This window comes from Grimontia kaedaensis, assembly GCF_023746615.1.
Classification (GTDB): Bacteria; Pseudomonadota; Gammaproteobacteria; order Enterobacterales; family Vibrionaceae; genus Enterovibrio; species Enterovibrio kaedaensis.
On sequence record NZ_CP082275.1, the window covers coordinates 2,771,914 to 2,792,400 of the forward strand.

The 20,487-nt window shown below is 49.0% G+C and carries 19 protein-coding genes and 4 tRNA genes; 10 read left to right on the forward strand and 13 right to left on the reverse strand.

Annotated elements, in window-relative coordinates; translation table 11 throughout:
* Positions 1-25 precede the first annotated feature (25 nt).
* The gene (locus tag K6Q96_RS12560; RefSeq protein WP_251876175.1) at positions 26-1,096 is read left to right on the forward strand and encodes a PLP-dependent cysteine synthase family protein; all 1,071 of its coding nucleotides are present in this window, start codon (positions 26-28) and stop codon (positions 1,094-1,096) included.
* Here K6Q96_RS12560 and K6Q96_RS12565 read toward each other — a convergent pair.
* Positions 1,093-2,361: an eCIS core domain-containing protein gene (locus K6Q96_RS12565; protein ID WP_251876177.1), complete on the reverse strand. Its 1,269-nt coding sequence runs from the start codon at positions 2,359-2,361 to the stop codon at positions 1,093-1,095. The genes K6Q96_RS12560 and K6Q96_RS12565 overlap by 4 nt on opposite strands.
* A 359-nt stretch (positions 2,362-2,720) precedes the next feature.
* Here K6Q96_RS12565 and K6Q96_RS12570 point away from each other — a divergent pair, with 359 nt between their 5' ends.
* Positions 2,721-3,164, forward strand: coding sequence for a GNAT family N-acetyltransferase (locus K6Q96_RS12570; protein ID WP_251876179.1), 444 nt, complete (start codon positions 2,721-2,723; stop codon positions 3,162-3,164).
* A gap of 95 nt (positions 3,165-3,259) precedes the next feature.
* Positions 3,260-3,946 carry a 7-cyano-7-deazaguanine synthase QueC gene (gene queC / locus K6Q96_RS12575; RefSeq protein WP_251876181.1) on the forward strand — a complete coding sequence of 229 codons (687 nt, stop codon included), beginning with the start codon at positions 3,260-3,262 and terminating at the stop codon, positions 3,944-3,946.
* A 74-nt stretch (positions 3,947-4,020) separates the two neighbouring features.
* On the opposite strand, the gene K6Q96_RS12580 is transcribed toward queC, so the two are convergent.
* Together K6Q96_RS12580 and K6Q96_RS12585 are read right to left on the reverse strand one after the other, a co-directional pair.
* Entirely contained in the window at positions 4,021-4,245 is a 225-nt protein-coding gene (locus K6Q96_RS12580) for a helix-turn-helix domain-containing protein (protein WP_039850349.1), read from the reverse strand.
* A gap of 8 nt (positions 4,246-4,253) precedes the next feature.
* Positions 4,254-4,802, reverse strand: coding sequence for a DUF2975 domain-containing protein (locus K6Q96_RS12585; protein WP_002540961.1), 549 nt, complete (start codon positions 4,800-4,802; stop codon positions 4,254-4,256).
* A gap of 185 nt (positions 4,803-4,987) precedes the next feature.
* Here K6Q96_RS12585 and K6Q96_RS12590 point away from each other — a divergent pair, with 185 nt between their 5' ends.
* The gene (locus K6Q96_RS12590) at positions 4,988-5,494 is read left to right on the forward strand and encodes a peptide-methionine (S)-S-oxide reductase (protein WP_251876183.1); all 507 of its coding nucleotides are present in this window, start codon (positions 4,988-4,990) and stop codon (positions 5,492-5,494) included.
* 41 nt (positions 5,495-5,535) lie between these two features.
* Here K6Q96_RS12590 and K6Q96_RS12595 read toward each other — a convergent pair whose 3' ends face one another.
* From K6Q96_RS12595 to K6Q96_RS12605, 3 genes are all read right to left on the reverse strand, one after another.
* Positions 5,536-5,853 carry a DUF1244 domain-containing protein gene (locus tag K6Q96_RS12595; RefSeq protein ID WP_251876186.1) on the reverse strand — a complete coding sequence of 106 codons (318 nt, stop codon included), beginning with the start codon at positions 5,851-5,853 and terminating at the stop codon, positions 5,536-5,538.
* A 119-nt stretch (positions 5,854-5,972) separates the two neighbouring features.
* Positions 5,973-9,101 carry a multidrug efflux RND transporter permease subunit gene (locus K6Q96_RS12600; RefSeq protein ID WP_251876188.1) on the reverse strand — a complete coding sequence of 1,043 codons (3,129 nt, stop codon included), beginning with the start codon at positions 9,099-9,101 and terminating at the stop codon, positions 5,973-5,975.
* Positions 9,102-10,169 (reverse strand): efflux RND transporter periplasmic adaptor subunit, encoded by a 1,068-nt coding sequence (locus K6Q96_RS12605; RefSeq protein WP_251876190.1) that lies wholly within the window; start codon positions 10,167-10,169, stop codon positions 9,102-9,104.
* Positions 10,170-10,463: 294 nt separating this feature from the next.
* Between K6Q96_RS12605 and K6Q96_RS12610 the strand changes: the two genes are divergently transcribed.
* The 4 genes from K6Q96_RS12610 (at position 10,464) to K6Q96_RS12625 (ending at position 10,998) form a co-directional block, all read left to right on the forward strand.
* Positions 10,464-10,548: transfer RNA gene (locus K6Q96_RS12610), tRNA-Tyr, on the forward strand.
* Positions 10,549-10,613: 65 nt separating this feature from the next.
* Positions 10,614-10,698 (forward strand) — tRNA-Tyr (locus K6Q96_RS12615).
* A gap of 65 nt (positions 10,699-10,763) precedes the next feature.
* Positions 10,764-10,848, forward strand: a tRNA-Tyr gene (locus K6Q96_RS12620).
* A gap of 65 nt (positions 10,849-10,913) precedes the next feature.
* Positions 10,914-10,998 (forward strand) — tRNA-Tyr (locus K6Q96_RS12625).
* Between the two features lie 48 nt (positions 10,999-11,046).
* Here K6Q96_RS12625 and K6Q96_RS12630 read toward each other — a convergent pair.
* Together K6Q96_RS12630 and K6Q96_RS12635 are read right to left on the reverse strand one after the other, a co-directional pair.
* Positions 11,047-12,009 (reverse strand): glutathione S-transferase family protein, encoded by a 963-nt coding sequence (locus tag K6Q96_RS12630; protein ID WP_251876192.1) that lies wholly within the window; start codon positions 12,007-12,009, stop codon positions 11,047-11,049.
* Positions 12,010-12,152: 143 nt separating this feature from the next.
* Positions 12,153-12,587: a hypothetical protein gene (locus tag K6Q96_RS12635; protein ID WP_251876194.1), complete on the reverse strand. Its 435-nt coding sequence runs from the start codon at positions 12,585-12,587 to the stop codon at positions 12,153-12,155.
* Between the two features lie 206 nt (positions 12,588-12,793).
* Here K6Q96_RS12635 and xthA point away from each other — a divergent pair, with 206 nt between their 5' ends.
* On the forward strand, positions 12,794-13,600 hold the full coding sequence (gene xthA / locus K6Q96_RS12640) for an exodeoxyribonuclease III (RefSeq protein WP_251876196.1): 807 nt from the start codon (positions 12,794-12,796) through the stop codon (positions 13,598-13,600).
* 154 nt (positions 13,601-13,754) lie between these two features.
* Here the strand turns inward: xthA and K6Q96_RS12645 are convergent, their stop codons facing one another.
* The 4 genes from K6Q96_RS12645 to K6Q96_RS12660 form a co-directional block, all read right to left on the reverse strand.
* A complete protein-coding gene (locus tag K6Q96_RS12645) occupies positions 13,755-14,477 on the reverse strand; it encodes an ABC transporter permease (RefSeq protein ID WP_062660713.1) in 723 nt (240 codons plus the stop codon).
* Positions 14,478-14,488: 11 nt separating this feature from the next.
* Positions 14,489-15,190, reverse strand: a complete 702-nt coding sequence (locus K6Q96_RS12650; protein WP_251876198.1) for an ABC transporter permease — start codon at positions 15,188-15,190, stop codon at positions 14,489-14,491.
* 396 nt (positions 15,191-15,586) lie between these two features.
* Positions 15,587-16,351 carry a transporter substrate-binding domain-containing protein gene (locus tag K6Q96_RS12655; RefSeq protein ID WP_251876200.1) on the reverse strand — a complete coding sequence of 255 codons (765 nt, stop codon included), beginning with the start codon at positions 16,349-16,351 and terminating at the stop codon, positions 15,587-15,589.
* 100 nt (positions 16,352-16,451) lie between these two features.
* Positions 16,452-17,222, reverse strand: a complete 771-nt coding sequence (locus K6Q96_RS12660) for an ABC transporter ATP-binding protein (RefSeq protein ID WP_251876202.1) — start codon at positions 17,220-17,222, stop codon at positions 16,452-16,454.
* Positions 17,223-17,593: 371 nt separating this feature from the next.
* Here K6Q96_RS12660 and K6Q96_RS12665 point away from each other — a divergent pair, with 371 nt between their 5' ends.
* A complete protein-coding gene (locus K6Q96_RS12665) occupies positions 17,594-19,237 on the forward strand; it encodes an ABC transporter substrate-binding protein (protein ID WP_251876204.1) in 1,644 nt (547 codons plus the stop codon).
* A gap of 73 nt (positions 19,238-19,310) precedes the next feature.
* Here K6Q96_RS12665 and K6Q96_RS12670 read toward each other — a convergent pair whose 3' ends face one another.
* Positions 19,311-20,468 carry a tetratricopeptide repeat protein gene (locus tag K6Q96_RS12670; RefSeq protein WP_251876205.1) on the reverse strand — a complete coding sequence of 386 codons (1,158 nt, stop codon included), beginning with the start codon at positions 20,466-20,468 and terminating at the stop codon, positions 19,311-19,313.
* Between the last annotated feature and the right edge of the window lie 19 nt (positions 20,469-20,487).

Sequence of the window (20,487 nt, forward strand, 5' to 3'; positions counted from 1 at the left end):
ACCTTGATTATTATGAAGTAAGCCAATGATGACTGAAGTAAACGCTCCTGCTAATTCCTCACAATGGGTTTGCGACGCAATTCGTAAAATCGAAGCGGATTTCCAGCGCTCAGCGGATACCCACCTGATCAAACTGGATCTGCCGTATTTCCCAGAGATCGATATCTACCTGAAAGATGAAAGCACCCATCCAACGGGTAGCTTGAAACACCGTCTTGCACGTTCCCTTTTCCTTTACGCACTGTGTAATGGCTGGATCAAAGAAGACACCACTATCATCGAGTCATCTTCCGGCAGTACGGCAATTTCTGAGGCTTACTTCGCTCGCTTACTTGGCCTTCGTTTTATCGCTGTTGTGCCGCGTACCACGGCGAAAAAGAAAATCGAACAAATACAGTTCTATGGCGGCGAAGCCCACTTTGTTGATCGCTCTGACGAAATTTACGCAGAATCACGCCGCCTTGCGCAGGAACTGAATGGCCATTATATGGACCAATTCACCTACGCTGAGCGTGCCACCGACTGGCGCAGCAACAACAACATCGCCAACAGCATTTTCAGTCAGATGAAGTACGAGCGTTACCCTGTGCCAAACTGGATTGTGATGAGCCCTGGTACCGGCGGTACTTCCGCCACCATCGGCCGTTTCATCCGCTACCGTTGCCAGCATACGCAATTGATGGCGGTTGACCCAGAAAACTCGGTTTTCCATGATTTCTACAAAACCGGTGACCAGTCACTCACTTTGGATCGCGGCGGAAAAATCGAGGGCATCGGCCGCCCTCGCGTTGAGCCAAGCTTTATCCCAGGCGTGATTGACCGTATGGAAACCATCAAAGACGTAGACAGTGTCGGCACGGTCCACTGGTTGGAAAACATCCTCGGTCGAAAAGCAGGTGCATCAACAGGCACCAACTTATATGGCGTATTGATGCTGGCAGAAGAGATGCAATCACGCGGCGAAACAGGTTCTATTGTCACCCTGCTTTGCGACAGCGGCGAACGTTACTTAGATACCTATTTCAATGAAGAGTGGGTGGACGCGAACATTGGTGATATCGCGCCGACGCTGGAATACCTGAAGAAGTTTGGTTAAATAAAGGTTCGCTTGGCATTGCTGTATCGAAACCACGCCACGCGAAAGTTTCTTCCTTTATAAGCTGTGGGGCAGGTCGGATTACAGGTCGGCCTGTCACCTTTCGGTGAACTGACACCTGGCCATCCGTCATAGCCCGCAACCGCCCACTCAGTGGAGGGAATGAAGTTTCCTGACGGTGTTCCCCAAGGCGTAATACCAGTACCTTTATAATAATTGATCCAACTTTTCATCTCACTCTTGGTGAAACGCTTCATACCAGAAGTATTACTTTGTGCTTTATAGTGGTCATAGCAAAGCTTGCACATCTTTCCATAAATCACATAGTTGGGCGAGCCTGCATAACTACACTCACTATCGACTTCTACAGTTGAACCGCATGGCGGATTTGCCCCTTTTGTCGCACAAGCTGGGCGATAATTCTGGTAAATCCATGCATTGTTATGAAGCTCAAAGATATCCCAAGCAAACCCACCGGTTTTGTAGCTATCCAGCGCGTCACAATGGTCTTCCCGATCTTTTTTGGGCCACCCACCAAACGTTGAACCGGTGCGGGATACCGCATTTTTAACTTGTTGCGTGACATCTGGTCCACAAACAGGTGCTGGACTTGTCTTCGGTGACGCTGACTTATTATTGGCTTGTTTTTGAATTTTCCCTGTCGTCGCCGACGCGTTTTGTTGCTGAATGACGTGAGTCAATTCATGTGCGATCAACCGCTTACCCACATCTGTACCCGGTGCATATTGCTGGGGTGAAAAAACAATGTGATTGCCTGACGTATAAGCATTCGCTCCAATCGCCTCAGCAGAAAGACCTGCCAACCGACTTGTATGCACTCTGACACTTGAAAAATTGTACCCAAACCGAGAAGACATAAATGACTGGGTTTCATTATCCAGCGGCCGCCCCTTCTCCCCCAGCGCTTGATGAACGATGTCTGGGGCTTCAGTACTTCTGGCGGCCGAACTGGAAAAATTGGTGATGGGTAGGGATGCAGATCGATGGACCGTACCGCTTCTTGCAACTTGGCCAATGTTGTGACGAGGTGATACTAAAGGTTGAGACATTGAGACCACATTATTTGCCATACGATCAGCTTCCTGCTCAAACTGATCATGTCCAGTCGCTATCATCAGTGACTTCGGTTTGGACAAAATCTCTGACTTTTTATGCCTCAATGGAGATGCTTGTGCCTGATTGGCTGCACATTTCGGACATGCACATGGCTTTTTCTCGTTGGTGCTCAGCTCAACACTGTACATAGCGATACCTCCTTAGTTCAGTCTATGGTTGACTTTTAAGGCGTGATGTCTAGTTTTCAATAACCACAGACGTTTCATGCGCTACCGATCCCCGCACACGAAATTGAGCGTCGTTGACCCTGAAAACTTGGTTTTCCATGATTTTTACAAAACTGTTGATATCGCGCCAATGCAGGAATAACTAAAGAAGTTTGAGTAATTAAAGTGAACTTTAGTAAAAGCGCACTTCGGTGCGCTTTCATTTTTCAACTGGGCGGGATCTCTCTCGAAAGCCATTCAACAGAGGTGTAAATGCACTGACCTTCATCGATTCCACATGCCATTCTGGCACGCTGATTCCTTCACCAGCACTTTTTATTATGACCATCTCTAAAGCAACACTAGAAGACGTTAACGGCGTCGCCTATCTTTTTAACCTCTACCGTATGTTCTATGGCAAAGAAAGTGACATCGACCTCGCTTGCAGCTTCATTCATTCCCGACTTGAAAACCGGGATTCAACCATTTTTATTGCCAGAGATGAAGCCGGACATGCTATCGGATTTACTCAGCTATACCCCACTTTCTCATCGGTCTCCGCAACCAAAAGCTGGATTCTGAATGACCTGTTTGTACTGGACTCCCAACGCGGTAAAGGCATAGGACAAGCCCTGTTAGGCGCAGCTAAAGCACTGGCGATTGATACAGGGGCGAATGGGTTGGCGCTCGAAACTGCACCGGATAATTTTGGCGCACAAAGGCTTTATGAGTCGTTGGGTTATGTTAAGGATGAAACCTATTTTCACTACTTCCTCAGCGTATAAACGCACAGACAATTATCACGCGACCATAGAGCTCGACAAACAGTTAGGCTAAACTCCTGCTCCTATAAACCATCTTTCCGGTAAAGGATGTAGCCATGAAAAAAGCTGTTGTCGTCTTTAGTGGCGGACAGGATTCAACCACCTGCCTGATTCAGGCGCTGTCTGAGTTTGACGAAGTGCATTGTATTACCTTCGACTATAACCAGCGCCACAAGCAGGAAATCGACGTCGCGCGTGATGTTGCGAGCGCGCTGGGTGCCACTTCGCACAAAGTGATGGACGTTGGTCTGCTGAACGAACTGGCGATCAGTTCGCTGACCCGTGACAACATTCTGGTTTCTCACGAGCTTCAGGAAAATGGCCTGCCAAATTCTTTTGTACCAGGTCGTAACATTCTGTTCCTGACACTGGCAGGCATTTACGCTTACCAGTTGGGCGCACAAACCGTGATCACCGGTGTGTGTGAAACAGACTTCTCTGGCTACCCGGATTGCCGCAATGACTTTGTGCAGGCAATGAATAAGTCGCTTGTCTTGGGGATGGATCGTGAGCTCGAAATCCGCACGCCGCTGATGTGGCTGAACAAAGCAGAGACCTGGGCACTGGCGGATAAATACGGCAAGCTGGAGTTTGTACGCGACCACACCCTGACCTGCTACAACGGCGTGATTGGCAAAGGTTGTGGCGATTGCCCTGCTTGTGACCTTCGCCAGAAAGGTCTGGACAGCTACCTGGAAGACAAAGAGAACGTGATGGCGTCGCTGGACAGCAAAAGTGTCTGATTGCCCTAAATCGGGATATCTATCTAAAGTAAAGAGAGCTCACTTGAGCCCTCTTTTCTGTTCAAATTCCGCGTCTATTCAGATTCCGCAGCTTTGTCAGCAGCGTAGATCAATATATCCCCTGGCTGACATTCCAAAACCTCACAGATCTTCTCCAGCGTACTAAACCGTACTGCCTTTGCTTTTCCGTTTTTCAGTATTGAAAGATTCTGCTCCGTCACACCCACCAATTTTGATAGTTCTTTGAGCCTCATTTTGCGCCTGGCCATCATAACGTCCAGGTCGATTGTAATTCCCATAACTTTCCCTAAATTGTGTGCTGGTGTTCTTCGGCGATGATTTGTGCCTCACGCATAACCCAGCCAACTGTCAGTATCATAAAGCCACAGAGCACAGTAACAATATCTACACTTCCCAAAGAGAGAGAAAGCACACGCTCGCCTGGCGGATTATTGAAGCTGAGGATAACGGATATCAACCCACCAAAAACCAGATTTGCCAGAACCCAATAGAAAAAGGTGAACCCCAGCAGGCGGTAGCAATTTGCGGTATCTACCGAGAAGATCTCAGCGGATTCATAGCGGCGAAACAGTTTTACCAGCAGAGCCATACCGTAGAGCAACACACCGATAGGCAAGGCACTCGCAAGAACAGCAAAAATACGGGTTTCTAAGGTCAACGGTGCTGATGTATAGGCACTGATATCACGCGTATCACCAACAATCCCAAACCGCGAAATAAAATCCATGTCCGTTTGAGCCGTCATCCAGTAGTAGATAGCGCCTAAGGGCAAAAGGCACATCAGTAGTTGGATCGCTCTTCTGATGTTTCGACTGTAAGTTTGTATTTTCTGCATAGCACTCTCTCCTCGGGTATGGGCTTAAGATACAATCAGAACAAAAAAGATCAATAATAAATTATCGTTAAACGATAATTTATTATTGAAAAAACATGGCATAACGATGGGAATTAGACCATATGAAAGAATAACGCCTCATCTCCGGTTCTACTCTATACCTATCTTGTTCTATTGGAGGCGATATGTATCTTGCTGTCAGTGGTACTTGTTACTGGTGCATGGAAGCCATCTTCAACGCGTTAAAAGGCGTGTCGAATGTCGAACAGGGATTTTTAGTCACAGAAGATCGTAAGCATGTGGAGGCGGTGCTGTTTCGAATCGACGAAGAGGAAATTTCGCTAGAGGATGTGATTCGTGTGCATTTGGACTCGCATGCTTGCACATCAAATCATTCATTCAGGGAAAGCTATCCAAGCGCCATTTACCCAACGAATACGGCACATATAGCGCAGTGCGCAAAGGCCTTGGAGAGCGCTGCGTCAGATTACGCAAAGCCTGTGGTAACTAAGGTTTCGCCTATGGTGGCGTTTTATCCGACACCAGCCCGCCAGCAAAACTACTTCTGGCGGAATCCCGCGAAGCCCTTCTGCCGCCGCGTGATTGCGCCAAAAATGGAAGTGTTGAAAGAGCTGTATCCAAAACTATTAAGCCGCGATGCCTTCACCTACCTTTCAGACGAAACCGCATAAAAAAAGCGCCAATCGGCGCTTTTCTCTTTTGGTATTGAGGCTTACTTGTCTTCTTTGGCTTTCTGACGAGCGTTGAATGCCGCCATTTGCTCATCCGTCGCTGGCAGTTGGTGGTTGGCTTTCCACTCGCTGTAAGGCATGCCGTAAACGCGCTCACGCGCTTCTTCGTCACTCACTTCAATGCCAGCGTTATCGGCTTCAGCTTTGTACCATTTACCCAGACAGTTACGACAGAAGTCCGCCAGGATCATCAGATCAATGTTCTGCACTTCTTTGTGATTATCCAAATGAGACAGGAAACGACGAAACGTTGCTGCATCCAACTGATCTTGCTGTTCTTGGGTCAGTTTATCCGACATGACTGGCTTCCTTTATCTTCGTTATTTATTCGAGGTCTATGGTTGTAAAACATACCAATGGATGCTCGAAAACAAAAGAGCGGACCTAGGATTCTAGGGCCTGCTCTTCCTTGTATTCATCAGTGCGGCTCAAAGTCACCATGGCCTGGGCGGTGTGGCTTGAACTTCTCAAGCTCTGCGTTGAGCTGTGCTTCCACATAACCTGGCGAATGCGTCTTCACCGACAGCAGACGGTACATCGCTGGGATAACGAACAGAGTAACTGCGGTTGCAAATGCCATACCTGCAAAAATGACCGTACCTACCGCCACACGGCTTTCGTAGCCTGCCCCAGTCGAGATGATCAACGGAATAGCACCAATAATGGTGGTGAACGCTGTCATCATGATTGGGCGAAGACGGCGCACGGAAGCGTCGATAATCGCTTTCTCAAACGGTTCGCCGCGGTCACGAAGCTGGTTGGCAAATTCAACGATAAGAATACCGTTTTTAGTCACCATACCAATCAACATGATCATGCCAATCTGCGAATAGATGTTGAGCCCCTGACTGGTTAGCCACAAGCCAACAAAACCGCCAAAGATCCCCATAGGTACTGTCAGCATGACCACCAGCGGGTTTACAAAGCTTTCAAATTGCGCCGCCAGAACCAGATAAGCCACCAACAGAGCCAAGCCGAATACGATCAGAATGCTGCTTTGGTTATCTTTAAACTCTGCCGATTCACCTGCATAACTGATGGTGATATCCGCTGGCAGCAACTCAATAGCCCTTGCATCAAGAAAGTCCAACGCATTGCCTAGGGTATAACCATCGCCAAGGTTGGCTTTTAAGGTGATCGACTTTTGTTTATTGAAGTGGCGTAGCGTTTGAGCAGAGGCCACCTCTTCCAAGTCTGCCAAGGTATCAAGGCTAACCAGATCGCCATTGCGGGTGCGCATGTAGATTTGGCTAATGTCATCCTTGCTGTTGAAGCGGGCTTCGTCACCACGTAGATAAACGTCGAACTCTTCACCACGGTCAACAAAAGTGGTTTCACTCTTACCACCCAGCATGATTTCCATGGTGTTAGAGACTTCATCTGCACTGATGCCCAGTTCAGCCGCACGCTTGCGATCAATGCTGACTACCAGCTCTGGCGTGGTTTCCGCGTAATCCAGATCCGCGCCCTGAAGAATAGGGCTTGCTTTGGCTTCATCCAGCAGCACTTGCGCCCACTTGTTCAATTCCTGATAGTCAGGGCCACCCAGAATGAACTGAACAGGCTCGCTCGAACCACCCCGGAAACCGGGCATAAAGGCGCGTACGAAAATATCAGGGATACCGCCCAGCGCTTTTCTCACTTCTCCCAGCGCTTGTGCTGCAGTCTGGTCACGGTTATCCCAGTCTTCGAGCTGCATAATCACGAAACCTGTCTGGTCGCCAGCCATTCCGCCAAACGCTGGCGCCTGCATACTGATAGAAGTCAAAAGGCCTTTTTCTACCAATGGCATCAAGCGACGTTCAACTTCCTCCATGTTACCAACCATGCGGTTGTACGCCGTGCCTTCCGCGCCTTTTACAAAGGCCATCAATACGCCACGGTCTTCCTGTGGCACTAATTGCGCAGGCAAGTTTTTCATTAAATAAGCACTGCCGCCGATACAGGCGAGGATAATCAGTGGCGCAACAAAGCGGGCTTTCACCGCCACAGTGACCGCAGCGCGATAGCCGTTCTCGAACTTCTCAAAGAAGTTGTCGACCATGCGGTTGAACGCGCCACGTTTGACGTTGGCCTTGAGAATTTTGCTGCCTAGTACTGGAGTGAGCGTCAGTGCCACGATTGACGAGAAAATCACCGACATCGCCAGCAGCACCGAGAACTCGGTAAACAGCTTGCCGACCATGCCTTCCATAAAGGAAATCGGCAGGAATACCATCACCAGAACAGCAGTGGTCGCCACCACGGCAAAGCCAACTTCGCGGGTCCCTTTAAATGCTGCTACCAGCGGGGTTTCGCCCTTCTCGATGTGGTGGAACATGTTCTCCACGACCACAATCGCGTCATCGACCACCAGACCGATCGCCAAAATCAGCGCCATCAAGGTCAACAGGTTGATTGAGAAGCCAAAGAAGTAAGCGGCAATAAAAGCAGAAATCAGGGAAACCGGAACCGTTACTGCCGGGATCAGTGTCGCCCTCGCCTGACCGATAAAGATGTAGAGCACCAGAACCACCAGCGCGCCAGTGACAAACAGGGTGCTGTATACCTCATCAATCGAACGTTCGATAAACACGGTGGAATCATAGTCTACCCAAAGCTTCGCCCCTTCTGGCAGGAAGGGCTGGAACTCATCCACCAGTTCACGAACGGCAATGGCTACGTTCAATGGATTGGCATCAGACTGCGGCACAATGCCGAGGCTGAGGTTGTTCACGCCGTTGTTTTTGTAGGTTGCGTTTTCGTTCTGGGAGCCGATATAAACATCAGCGACGTCTTTCAGGTAAATCGGGCTACCATCGCTCGCAGTGCGAACGACCAGATAATCGAAATCTTCTGGTGTCTGGTACATCCGCTCGGTACGCACTGTCATCTTGGTGACATCGTTACGGATCTCACCGCCCGGACTTTCGAGGTTTTCGCGGCGAAGTGCCGAGGTAATATCTGAGGTTGTGACACCACGACCTGCCATCAGCACCGGATCGAGACGCACATACATCACTTTGTAGAGAGCACCGTAAAGCTCCACCGAGCTCACGCCCGTCAGCAGGCTGAATTTATCTTCCAGCACACGCTGCGCGTATTCGGTGAGCTGAGTACGGTCCATTTCCGACGAGGCAAGGTTGATATAAATGGAGGCTTCACCGGAGCCATTGGACTTGGATACAATCGGCTCGTCGGCTTCATCAGGCAGACGACGCTGTGCACGAGCGACCGCGTCACGCACATCACTGACTCCTTCGGTCAGGTTCCAGTCAATATTGAACTCAACGGAAATACGCGACATACCGTTTCGGCTGACAGAGGTAATTTCCTCAATGCCGCTGATGCCGGAAAGCTCGTCTTCCAGAACCTGAGTGATCTGGCTTTCCATGATGCTGGCTGATGCGCCTGCATAGCGGGTCATTACCGACACAACCGGGCTATCAATATCCGGATACTCACGCACTGCCAGCTTGCTGAAGGAAACGATACCGAAAACAAGGAGCAGCAGGCTCAGAACAATCGCGACAACGGGTCGCTTAACCGAAACATCTGAGAGCCACATTTACTTGCCCTCACCCTTCGCCGTCAGATCGTTGACCTTGGTGCCGTCACGCATACTGACCAGACCTTGCACCACGATGCGATCGCCAATGTCTAAACCGCTTTCTATTGTGACCAAGTTGTCGATACGCGCACCCAGTTTCACCTCAGTACGGTGAGCAACGCCTTTTTCATCCACCAAATACACAAAGCGTTTGGTGCCCGAGTACTCAATAGCCTGTACAGGGATCACCGCGCTCACCATAGGTGCAAAACCCATGGTCGCTTCCATCATCATACCCGGGCGCAACAGACGTTCGTCGTTCTTAATGACGATGCGCGCACGCAGGTTCAGGGAGTCATTGTTCACGCGTGAGTCAACGGCTGTGAGCTGACCTTCAAATGTCTTGCCGCGCCATGCTTTGGAATTGGCGACGACTTCGATGTCTTTGCTGAGCTCAGACAGGTATTGTTCAGGCACATTCACGTCTAATTGCATTTGGGAAAGATCGTCGAGGTGCAGTAGTGATTCGCCCACGGACACCAGTTGGCCGCGGGTGATATCCACCAGACCGACGGTGCCATTGAACGGCGCTTTGATGAAACGATCATCCAGATCGGCTTTAGCAGCATCCAAACGCGCTTTAGCAACGTCCACACTTGCTTGCTGGGCATCGAGTTCTGTTTTGGTCAGCGCGCCGCGCTTGTGCAGTTTGGAGAACTCCCTCAGCTTACGCAGTTCATCTTTGTGGAATGCCAGCGCCTCGGCCACTGCGGCTTCTGATTTGGCCGTATCCAGCGTCAGCAGCGGGTCGCCTTCCTTCACCTGTTGGCCAGCTTTCACGTAAACCGCTTCAATCTTGCCTGCCACTTCAGGGGCAATCACCACAGAGTTTTCGGACTTGAGGTTACCAATCAAAGAGAGGCTTCGCGCAACCGGGCGCGATTCAACTTGGGCAGTAGCGACTGCAATAGCGGGTCTTGCAGGACGCGCTGAAGGTTTGTCTGCGGCTTCGGTTTTACCCTGCCAGGCAAAATATCCGGCGGAGCCAAGCAACAAAACGGCAGCGAAAAGGACTTTATTTTTCATTTTATTAACCGTAAATAACAACTCGCGATAGTCTACTCTATGCCTATCCTGCGTGCGGTAAAGAAATGTAAATCCAGTAAAAGATTTGCCTGCAAGCAGTTGGCGGAAAGAGGCACTCTGAATTCCATCTGAGTACCCAATAAAACCCCGGTTGGATTCCCAAAACGCGGTAAAATTCCCTGTTTCCTGTCAATCAACTGTTTCAACGCCGAAAAAACCAGCAAACGCGCGGCATTTTCGAGAAAAGTGCTTTACAGACATGCTTCGTTTGATAATATTCGCCCCGCACAGCGTGGTGGGATTCCCGAGTGGCCAAAGGGATCAGACTGTAAATCTGACGGCTCCGCCTTCGAAGGTTCGAATCCTTCTCCCACCACCATCTTTCAGCTTCATTGCGATGTTCGTTTGATTTCCGCGGTGCAGCATACAACTAGAATAACTCGTGGTGGGATTCCCGAGTGGCCAAAGGGATCAGACTGTAAATCTGACGGCTCCGCCTTCGAAGGTTCGAATCCTTCTCCCACCACCATCTTTCAGCTTCTCCGCGATGTTCATTTGATTTCCGCGGTTCAGCATACAATCAGAATAACTCGTGGTGGGATTCCCGAGTGGCCAAAGGGATCAGACTGTAAATCTGACGGCTCCGCCTTCGAAGGTTCGAATCCTTCTCCCACCACCATCTTTCAGCTTCTCCGCGATGTTCGTTAGATTTCCGCAGTGCAGCATACAACTAGAATAACTCGTGGTGGGATTCCCGAGTGGCCAAAGGGATCAGACTGTAAATCTGACGGCTCCGCCTTCGAAGGTTCGAATCCTTCTCCCACCACCATCATTAAAAAAGCCAGCTCATTGAGCTGGCTTTTTGCTTTCCTGCAAACTACACGCTTTCACGACCATGTGGCGTGGTCAAATCCTGCACTGGCCCTTTTGGCACAACACGAGTTGGGTTGATGTTGGCGTGGCTGTAGTAATAGTGACGCTTGATGTATGGCATATCGACCGTCTCGGCCACACCCGCAACCTGATATAACTCTTTCAGATAACCGAAGATGTGCTCATATTGGGCTATCTGCTGACGGTTACATTTGAAATGTCCCACGTATACCGGGTCAAAACGCACCAGCGTGGTAAAGGCGCGCCAGTCAGCCTCTGTAATTTGATCGCCTGCCAGGTAACGGTTGTTCGCCAAATGCGCATCCACTTTGTCCAATGCAGCAAAAAGATTGTCGAACGCTTCTTCATAAGCTTCTTGCGTGGTGGCAAAACCACAGCGGTACACGCCGTTATTGATGTTTGGGTAAACATAATCGTTCCACTCATCAATCACACTACGCAGCGTTTCTGGGTAAAAATCTTCCGTGTTACCTGTTACTTCGTTGAATGCAGTGTTGAGCATGCGGATGATTTCAGACGACTCATTGCTGACAATGGTTTCAGTTTTCTTGTCCCACAGCACAGGCACGGTAACGCGCCCGGTGTAATCAGACTTCGCCTTGGTGTAAAGCTGATGCACATAGTTAAAGCCATAGAGTGACTCAGGCTCATCAAACTGCCAGCCTTTCTCCATCATGTCAGGACTCACCACAGATACGGTAATGTGCTCTTCAAGGCCTTTCAGTTTACGAAAAATCAGCGTGCGGTGAGCCCATGGGCAAGCAAGCGATACGTACAGATGATAGCGACCAGATTCAGCCTTAAAACCGCTCTCTCCCGATGGACCCGCTTCACCGGTTGCCGTCACCCAAGAGCGGAAACCTGCATCCTCTCGCACGAATTTACCACCAGATGATTTGGTGTCATACCAGACGTCATGCCAAACACCTTCCACTAATTTGCCCATATCCAATCTCCTTATGTTGTTGAGAAGAGTATATGAGAAGGATAAGGAGATGTCGGCAGGAGGGTTTCGTCAGAGTCATTCGAAAATTTGGAACAATAGTAAAATGACCCCGGCGGGACTGCTACCGGGATCAGGGGGAGAGATTAGGATTTGCCGCCGAGCATGTAAATACTGAAGCTAATATCCAAGGCAGTACTACCATCAGGGAAGGTCTCATTGATCAGGATATCTTCACCCTCGATCTTGAACCTAATAGTGGGATCCTGCGCCTGATCTCGCCAACGGCCGTCTTTTCCTTGCGCCCAAACAGCACGTGTTTTGTCGATTTTGCAGCGATAATGCCATTTCTTGCCATCATCTGGCCGCTTGTAGGAGATATGAAAAACATCCTTTTCTGTCTCTGGCTCTACGACCTTTTTATCAACCATCATGATAGAAGGACTTTTCCCTTTGATAGCAGCCAAACTCGCCCGACAGATTTGTTCTTGTGTGAAATCGCCGTACTCACTGCACCCAGCCACCAAAGTCATTGTCAGTGAAGCCACCGACACTTTCACCAATGAAACTGTGTTCATCATTTGCGCTCCCTTCGCTCAAAAACCGATAACACCTTGAGTGTCCGAAGATTCTTTTCTTTACAATCATAGTTGCAATAAGTAGATATCGCTTTACAAATGGGACGAAATTGCATCGTTAATAAGACACTAATATTCTGCGAGCGGTTGTAATTTCAGATAAACTGATCAGCACTCAACAGACTTCAGACAAAGAGAAGTAAATCAGCATGAAAGTCATTTCTTTTAATATCAATGGATTGCGCGCCCGCCTTCACCAACTTCAGGCGCTGATTGAAAAGCACCAGCCAGACGTTATCGGTCTGCAGGAAATCAAGGTTCATGATGAAGCCTTTCCTGTCGAAGACGTCGAAGCGATGGGCTACAAAGTCTATTTCCATGGTCAAAAGGCGCATTACGGGGTTGCAATGCTCTGTAAGCAAGAGCCACTGAAAGTACAAAAAGGCTTTCCGACCGACGAGGAAGATGCACAGCGCCGTATGATCATGGCAACGTTCAAAAATGACGATGGCAGTGAAGTGACAGTGTTGAACGGTTACTTTCCTCAGGGTGAAAACATCGCCCACGAAACCAAGTACCCTGCCAAGCGCAAGTTCTACAAAGATCTAATGACCTATCTCAATACCTCACACAGCAATGACGAGAAACTGATTGTTATGGGTGACATCAACATCAGCCCGATTGATTTGGACATCGGTATTGGTGAAGTGAACCGTAAGCGCTGGCTAAAAACCGGTAAGTGTTCTTTCCAGCCCGAAGAACGTGAAATGCTGGCAGCGTTGATGAATTGGGGCTTTATAGACACCTTCCGCCAGCAGTTCCCAGATGTCCACGACAAGTTCTCGTGGTTCGATTACCGCTCCCGCGGTTTTGACGACAACCGTGGCCTGCGTATCGATGTGATTCTGGCCACCCCTTCACTGGCGGCAGACTGCACGGATACGGGTATCGATTACGAGCTGCGTGGTATCGAGAAACCTTCCGACCACGCGCCGATCTGGGCGGAGTTTAGGTAGATCAGGGCCTAGGAAGAGAAGGACCTAGGTCCTAGGGAAAAGCCAAAGCCCAAAAAGAAAAACCGCCATTCACTGGCGGTTTTTTGTATCTAGCTCTTCCTAGGACCTTTCTTTTCCCAGGACCTAGGGCCTTTCTATTTCCTAGGACCTACTCTTAAGACTCCAACGGTCTCAAATGTCTGTGCCAGCGGTGCTCTAGGCGTTTAAAGCCATAAACAATGGCGAAGGTCAGACACAGGTAGATAGCCGCCACAAACAGGAAGGCATCAAATGGCGCGTAAAAGCGTGCATAGATGTCCCTTGCTGCGCCTGTAAGGTCGATGATGGTCACGACCGACGCAATCGAGCTTGCATGCAGCATGAAGATAACTTCGTTGCTGTACGCTGGCAGTGCGCGACGGAATGAAGATGGCAAGATGATGCGGCGCAGAATCGTAAAGCGCGACATGCCGTAAGCCTTGCCTGCTTCGATTTCACCTGCAGGTGTTGCCACCATGGCACCACGGAGGATTTCCGTTGTGTATGCGGCCGTGTTCAACACAAAAGCAAACAGACATGGATAGAAAGCATCTTCAACAACGGCCCAGAACATACTTTGTTGAATACCTTCAATGGTCGCTACACCGTAATAAATCAGGTAAAGCTGGATAAGCAGCGGCGTGCCACGGAAGATGTAAACGTAAATCCAAACCGGACGATTAATCCAAGGGTTCTTTGAAGTTCTCGCTACCGCCAGTGGTACCGACAGAATAAGACCCAGTACCAGAGACAGAAATACCAATTGGACTGTCACTGTCAGACCACTCCAATAGTGGAGAATGGTGGTCGACGTGAAGATATCGTTTTGGTCGAGGTAAGCATAAATTGATTCTAACATTCCGTGTCTCCTTAGCCTCTTACTACACCAGCACTGAACTTACGCTCCAAACGCTTGAGTCCAAGCTCAGAGATAGAGGTGATCAGCAGGTAGACCATTGCGACCGGAATAAAGAACTTGAACGGTTCGTTAACCGCACCAGCGGCTTCTTTGGCAAGGCGCGTCATGTCCGCTAAACCAATCACTGAAACCAGTGCTGTTGTCTTCACCAGCACCAGCCAGTTGTTACCAATCCCCGGAAGCGCATGGCGCATCATTTGTGGGAACATGATGCGACGGAAGATCATCCAGGGGCTCATGCCATACGCAGTCCCTGCTTCCAACTGACCACGGTCAACCGCCAGAAATGCACCGCGGAAGGTTTCAGCCATGTAAGCACCGAAGATAAAGCCAATCGTCGAAACACCGGCAGTAAACTCATTGATGTTGATGAACATATCAATTTCATACTTTTCGTAAAGCCAGTCAGAGAAGTTGTTCATCATGATTTGAGCGCCGAAGAAAATCAGCAGCATCAACACCAGATCGGGTACACCCCGAACCACGGTGGAATAAACCGTTGCCACACCTCGGGCAAAACGGTTCTTAGAAAGTCGCGCCAATGCGGTTACCAATCCCAGTAACACCGCAATCACAGCAGAAAGCACCGCCAATTCGACGGTTAATATTGCGCCCATGAAAATGGAAGGGCCATAACCATGCAGATCTAACATCCTTTCCTCCTGCACGAATAAACCGATAGCGAAACTACCGCTTTATGGATCTTGTATTCAGTTTTCGCTTATCAGTCAAAAGGGAGCGAATCCCGCTCCCCCTAGAGCTTTATCAGCCCCCAAAATCAGAGGGCTGATGACTCTGCCATGTGTTGCCATTTAGGCTTAGCAGAGTTCCTGCAAAGTAGTTGGTGAGTATTTTTCCAACTATAGATTGCTGTAAATAGATTGTGCTGTATCAAGTCAGTACCAACTATGCCCAGCAATCCAATCTGCAACGTAGTTGGAGCTAGAGCAAGGCGCCGAGCACGTGAATCCCCATGAGCATAGGTTTCCTATGTGATTGGGGTGAGCGCGCGCAAGCAACGCAGCTATCGCTCCAACTAAGAAGCAGATTTACATTTTGATATCGTAGGCAAAGTACTTCTTACGAATCTCGTCATACGTACCGTTTGCTTTCACCTGAGACAGAGACTCGTTAAAGATCGCTGCCAGGTCTTTGTCACGCTTACGGAATGCTGCTGCTACACCGTTACCCAGTTGAACGTTGTCACCCACTGCTTCGAAGTTGTCGCCGTCTTTACCGCCCAGGATTGAAGATTCACCTACTGGGAAGTCGATAAGAACGATATCCAGACGACCACCTTGCAGATCCAGAACCAGATCATCACCTGTGGTGTAACGCTTCACTTCGGCTACTTTGCCGAAAGTATCAGTCGCGTAGTTGTCTTGGATGGTACCGCGCTGAACGCCAATACGTTTACCTTTTAGTGATGCTACATCTGCTGGGTTCAGACCTGAACCTTTTGGCGCAAAGAAGCCACTTGGGGTGTTGTAGTATGGTTCTGAGAACAATACCTGCTTGGCACGCTCTTCAGTGATCGACATTGACGAGAAAATTACGTCGTACTTACGTGCTTGCAGACCTGGAATGATGCCGTCCCATGCTTGGATAACCCAACTACAGTTCAGTTTCGCGTTTTCACATACAGCGTTACCCAGATCCACTTCGAAACCAGTCAGCGTGCCGTCTGGTGCTTTGTATTCGAATGGTTCATAAGGCACATCCACAGCGATGCGTACGTCTTTCCAGTCTTTTGCCTGAACCGCTGTCGCGCCCAGTGCAGCCGTAACAGCAGCAGCAACTAACCATTTTTTCATCTTTCTGTCTCCTTATGGAAATATTGTCCAGATGGCGTAACTCCTTTGCCATCTGCCTTGTGCGTTTTAACGCGTTGGGGCTTTCGTATTAAAAAATTGCTCAGTAAATCGAAGAGATAAACTGTTGTAATCGCTCCGACTCAGGATTAGTAAATAGCTTAGCTGGGTCGCCCTGCTCTTCCACTAAACCTTGGTGTAAGAACATCACATGGTTGGAAACGTCACGTGCGAAAGCCATTTCGTGAGTCACGACCAGCATGGTACGACCTTCTTCAGCGAGAATTTTCATGACATTGAGGACTTCGCCCACCAATTCCGGGTCGAGCGCCGAGGTCGGTTCGTCAAACAGCAGCACTTCTGGCTCTACTGCCAGCGCGCGCGCAATCGCTGCACGCTGTTGTTGACCGCCTGAAAGGTGTCCTGGGTAGTAATCGCGACGTTCCCACAGACCAACACGTTGTAAGAAGGCTTCTGCCCGCTCCATCGCTTCCGCTTTTGGTACACCAAGAACATGAATAGGTGCTTCAATGACGTTTTCAAGAACAGTCATGTGGGACCAAAGGTTGAAACCCTGAAACACCATGGCTAAACGCGAACGAATACGTTGAACCTGTCTCTCACTGACGGGGACGGCTTCGCCATGACGGCCGTTCTTCATTTCGATCAGTTCGCCATTAACCCAAATCTCGCCCGCGGTTGGGGTTTCCAGCAAATTGATACAACGAAGGAAGGTACTTTTACCTGAACCGGAAGATCCGATAATAGAGATGACATCGCCACGGTGTGCGTCCAGTGAGATACCTTTTAATACTTCGTGTTGACCAAAGGTCTTGTGAAGGTCTTTGACTTGCAGCGCTACTGCTTCCGTCATGCGCTTGACTCCTGTCTTTCTGTTTGCACGCCGAGCTTAATTTGAGTGCCAACCTCATTCCAAATTTGTGTGGGCACTCTTTTTTATATGGCTTAGTGGTACGAGTTCAGAGTAACTATGGCGTAAATTGTCATTTTCTGCCGTGCCACAACACATTTCACTACTGAGGCTCGTTTATCTGAAAATAACATCCATCAGTTTCAACAGCAACAATTTGTTAACCTTTAAGTGAATAAAAAATAAGTCATTTTCAATGCATAATTAAACACAATGAGTGCTTTATCAAGAGTTGAATCGATTGATGGTTTTAAGTGGTTAGTGTAGGGTGTATTTCGATAAAAATTTGCTTGTAGATCAATATTGAGAGAGCTATGTTGCCACGCTTGCTGACTTTGTGTTTCGCGCTCATCTCTTTCGCCAGCTCAGCCACGATCAATACACTTACAATAATTCCCGAGCTGTCGAACGGCTTTGTCAGAAACTACAACCCTTTCCGCGCCGATACACTGGCGACGACGAGAGACTTCATCTTCGAGCCCCTGTTGGTTTTTGAGGAGGGCGTCGCACATTTCCGTCTAGCCGAAAGCTACACCTTATCCCCCGATCTGAAAGGCATTGTTCTTACCCTGCGGGATGACATTAAGTGGTCTGACGGTACGCCATTCAGTGCCGACGATGTGGTGTACAGTCTCACGCTACTCAAGAATGAACCCAAACTGGATTACAATTCACTCGGTGAGTGGATTGAGCGCATAGAAAAACGTAATGAAAATGAGGTATACGTCTCGTTAAGCCGTCCGAATGCCCAAATTGCCCACCGTTTGCAAGACGCCATCATTGTTCCTAAGCACCAGTGGGAAGACATCTCTGACAAGCGTTTTTACCTTAATGCCCAGCCAGTCGGCACTGGCCCTTTTACTGACATTAAAGCCTTTAGCAGCAACAACATCGTTCAATGCCGTAACCCTTATTACTGGCAACAGGATAAGCTCAAGGTTGACTGTATTCGCTATCCCCAAGTCAAAAGTAACGATGAGCTTATCAGCCGTCTCAGTAACGGAGAATTTGACTGGGCGAGCGCCTTTATTCCAGATATTGAACGTAACTACGCATCCTATTCGCGTGATTACCATTATCACCACAAACCCTCCACCATCGTCAGCCTCATGTTTAACTTCAAACATCCGAATGACGAAATGCGCAAAGTTATTCAGGACGTACGTTTCCGACGTGCTGTCTCAATGAGCCTTGCCCGAGATCTTTTCACCAATGTGGCAGTTTTTGGGCAAGGTGAAAAAGCGGCTTTTGCCAGTGGTATGGAGTCAAAATTTGAGGACTGGGTGCCAAATTCGGCCGCAGAGCAGCATCTTTACTACATTCGCTTTCATCCTAAGGCTGCTTCACGCCTGCTTGATGAGCTGGGTTTAGAAGATATTGATGGCGACAGATTCCGCGAGTTACCCTCCGGCGAGCCACTTACACTGCGGATTATCGCTCCTAGCGGTTGGAGTGACTTTATCTCCGCCGCCAATGTAGCTGCCGAGATGTTTGCGGCAGTGGGCCTTCGTGTAAAAACGGAAGTTTTGCCTTTCCCTGAGTATGAAGCCCGGATGGCGGAAGCGGACTATGACCTTAGCATCACCAATTACTTTTCCGGCCTAACACCGTTCAAGTATTTTAACTCAGCGTTTAACAGCGCCTACCAAACCCCGACCTCTCCGCGCTTCGCGCAGCACTTTTACAAAGACGATGAAATCGATGGGTTATTGGCGGATTTCCTGCTTCAAACCGAGCCTCGGAAGCAGCGCGAGGTTATCAGAAAGCTGCACCTTCTTGTTGCTGAGCAGCAAGTTACCGTGCCGCTTTACTACAAATTGGAAACCGTTGAATTCACCACGACCCGCTATAAGGGCTGGAGAAAACATATTGATGGCACTCCAAATGTTCCACCGATTTGGCACACAGAGAGACCAAGGCTGATCCAGCTTTTGGAACTGGAACCCGTTGAGCCTTGAGTAGAAAAAGAAATGTCCAACTTTACGGGGTCACTTCAAAACGCTCGGGCTTTTATTTATTGGATATGCGTTACTATTTACCCATCAAATCCAGGGTTTTAAGCCACACATCAGCATCACTATTAGGATCAAGAAGCTTCAAGCGCTCGTAGGCCGAACGTGCGAGTTCCAGCTGATTGGTTTTCATCGCGCTGTAACCAAGAATTTCCCATAAGAATGGGTCTGTATGTCCACCCATGTCGATGCCGAGTTGTGCCACCTTTGCTGTATCTTCCCATCGCTGTAGTTGGGAAGCGATTCGTGTTTGTGCTTTAACCAAATAAAGCTCTGGCTCTTTGTTCAGCACAGAAACCACTTCCCAGGCTTCGGCCCATTCCTTAGCCTGAATATGGTACTGAAGCTTTCGTTTCAGTACCTCGCGGTTGACCGTAACCGATTCTGAACTGATGCCTTGGTTCAACAAGCGCTTGGCCTGATCGATATCCCCAAGCATACTCGCATACTGGGACATATTGAGGTAGTCCGCCTCTGTCAGTTCAGCACCAGCTTTGACTTCAGCCTGTAAGGTTTTCAGCGCTGCTCGGACTTCACCCAAAGCGGCATAGGATGCTGCTTTTTTGCGTTGCCAGCGAACATCATGACCATACTTGTCCTGAATCACTCGTGTAGTGTTAATCAACGCACGATGCTGTTGTAGCTGTTCTTCACTTAAAAGCTTAATCTGCCAGATAAACTCCGGCACATTGCCATAACGGGCAATAATAGCGTTAGCCTGTTTTAACGCTTCTTCATATCTCTTTTCGCTGAACAGCGCACGGGTATAAAGGTGCTCAACCGGCTGGAAGGTAGGAAACTCAGCCAGATACGTTTTACCGTATTGAATGGCAACTTCCGGACGGCCACGTTTCATTGAGAGCGACACCAGCGCGCCCAGTACGTCTTGCCTTAAACTTTCTGGTAATTTTCGGTATTCCAGCGCTTTGGTGTAGGCGAGATACGCGCGGTTGTAGTCACCTTCATTCAGATAGATGTAACCGAGCAACCGCTGATGTAGTGCATTCTGCTCCTCGTTATCCGCAACAATCGCCTTAGCCAGATCGGCTGCTTTATCGACCTCATCATTAGAGAGCAGAGTTTCGATACGATTCAGGTGACGGGCAAAATCCGGATCACTGGCAAACGCCGGTAAACTTGCACAAAACAGCAATACGCCAACACCAAAAAGTTTCATATCCCTCAGCCAATAACGA

Excerpts from the sequence above, each read along its gene's own strand:
- K6Q96_RS12560 (WP_251876175.1), top strand. The coding sequence starts at position 26 with ATGATGACTGAAGTAAACGCTCCTGCTAATTCCTCACAATGGGTTTGC.
- K6Q96_RS12565 (WP_251876177.1), bottom strand. The coding sequence starts at position 2,361 with ATGTACAGTGTTGAGCTGAGCACCAACGAGAAAAAGCCATGTGCATGT.
- K6Q96_RS12570 (WP_251876179.1), top strand. The coding sequence starts at position 2,721 with ATGACCATCTCTAAAGCAACACTAGAAGACGTTAACGGCGTCGCCTAT.
- queC (WP_251876181.1), top strand. The coding sequence starts at position 3,260 with ATGAAAAAAGCTGTTGTCGTCTTTAGTGGCGGACAGGATTCAACCACC.
- K6Q96_RS12580 (WP_039850349.1), bottom strand. The coding sequence starts at position 4,245 with ATGGGAATTACAATCGACCTGGACGTTATGATGGCCAGGCGCAAAATG.
- K6Q96_RS12585 (WP_002540961.1), bottom strand. The coding sequence starts at position 4,802 with ATGCAGAAAATACAAACTTACAGTCGAAACATCAGAAGAGCGATCCAA.
- K6Q96_RS12590 (WP_251876183.1), top strand. The coding sequence starts at position 4,988 with ATGTATCTTGCTGTCAGTGGTACTTGTTACTGGTGCATGGAAGCCATC.
- K6Q96_RS12595 (WP_251876186.1), bottom strand. The coding sequence starts at position 5,853 with ATGTCGGATAAACTGACCCAAGAACAGCAAGATCAGTTGGATGCAGCA.
- K6Q96_RS12600 (WP_251876188.1), bottom strand. The coding sequence starts at position 9,101 with ATGTGGCTCTCAGATGTTTCGGTTAAGCGACCCGTTGTCGCGATTGTT.
- K6Q96_RS12605 (WP_251876190.1), bottom strand. The coding sequence starts at position 10,169 with ATGAAAAATAAAGTCCTTTTCGCTGCCGTTTTGTTGCTTGGCTCCGCC.
- K6Q96_RS12630 (WP_251876192.1), bottom strand. The coding sequence starts at position 12,009 with ATGGGCAAATTAGTGGAAGGTGTTTGGCATGACGTCTGGTATGACACC.
- K6Q96_RS12635 (WP_251876194.1), bottom strand. The coding sequence starts at position 12,587 with ATGATGAACACAGTTTCATTGGTGAAAGTGTCGGTGGCTTCACTGACA.
- xthA (WP_251876196.1), top strand. The coding sequence starts at position 12,794 with ATGAAAGTCATTTCTTTTAATATCAATGGATTGCGCGCCCGCCTTCAC.
- K6Q96_RS12645 (WP_062660713.1), bottom strand. The coding sequence starts at position 14,477 with ATGTTAGAATCAATTTATGCTTACCTCGACCAAAACGATATCTTCACG.
- K6Q96_RS12650 (WP_251876198.1), bottom strand. The coding sequence starts at position 15,190 with ATGTTAGATCTGCATGGTTATGGCCCTTCCATTTTCATGGGCGCAATA.
- K6Q96_RS12655 (WP_251876200.1), bottom strand. The coding sequence starts at position 16,351 with ATGAAAAAATGGTTAGTTGCTGCTGCTGTTACGGCTGCACTGGGCGCG.
- K6Q96_RS12660 (WP_251876202.1), bottom strand. The coding sequence starts at position 17,222 with ATGACGGAAGCAGTAGCGCTGCAAGTCAAAGACCTTCACAAGACCTTT.
- K6Q96_RS12665 (WP_251876204.1), top strand. The coding sequence starts at position 17,594 with ATGTTGCCACGCTTGCTGACTTTGTGTTTCGCGCTCATCTCTTTCGCC.
- K6Q96_RS12670 (WP_251876205.1), bottom strand. The coding sequence starts at position 20,468 with ATGAAACTTTTTGGTGTTGGCGTATTGCTGTTTTGTGCAAGTTTACCG.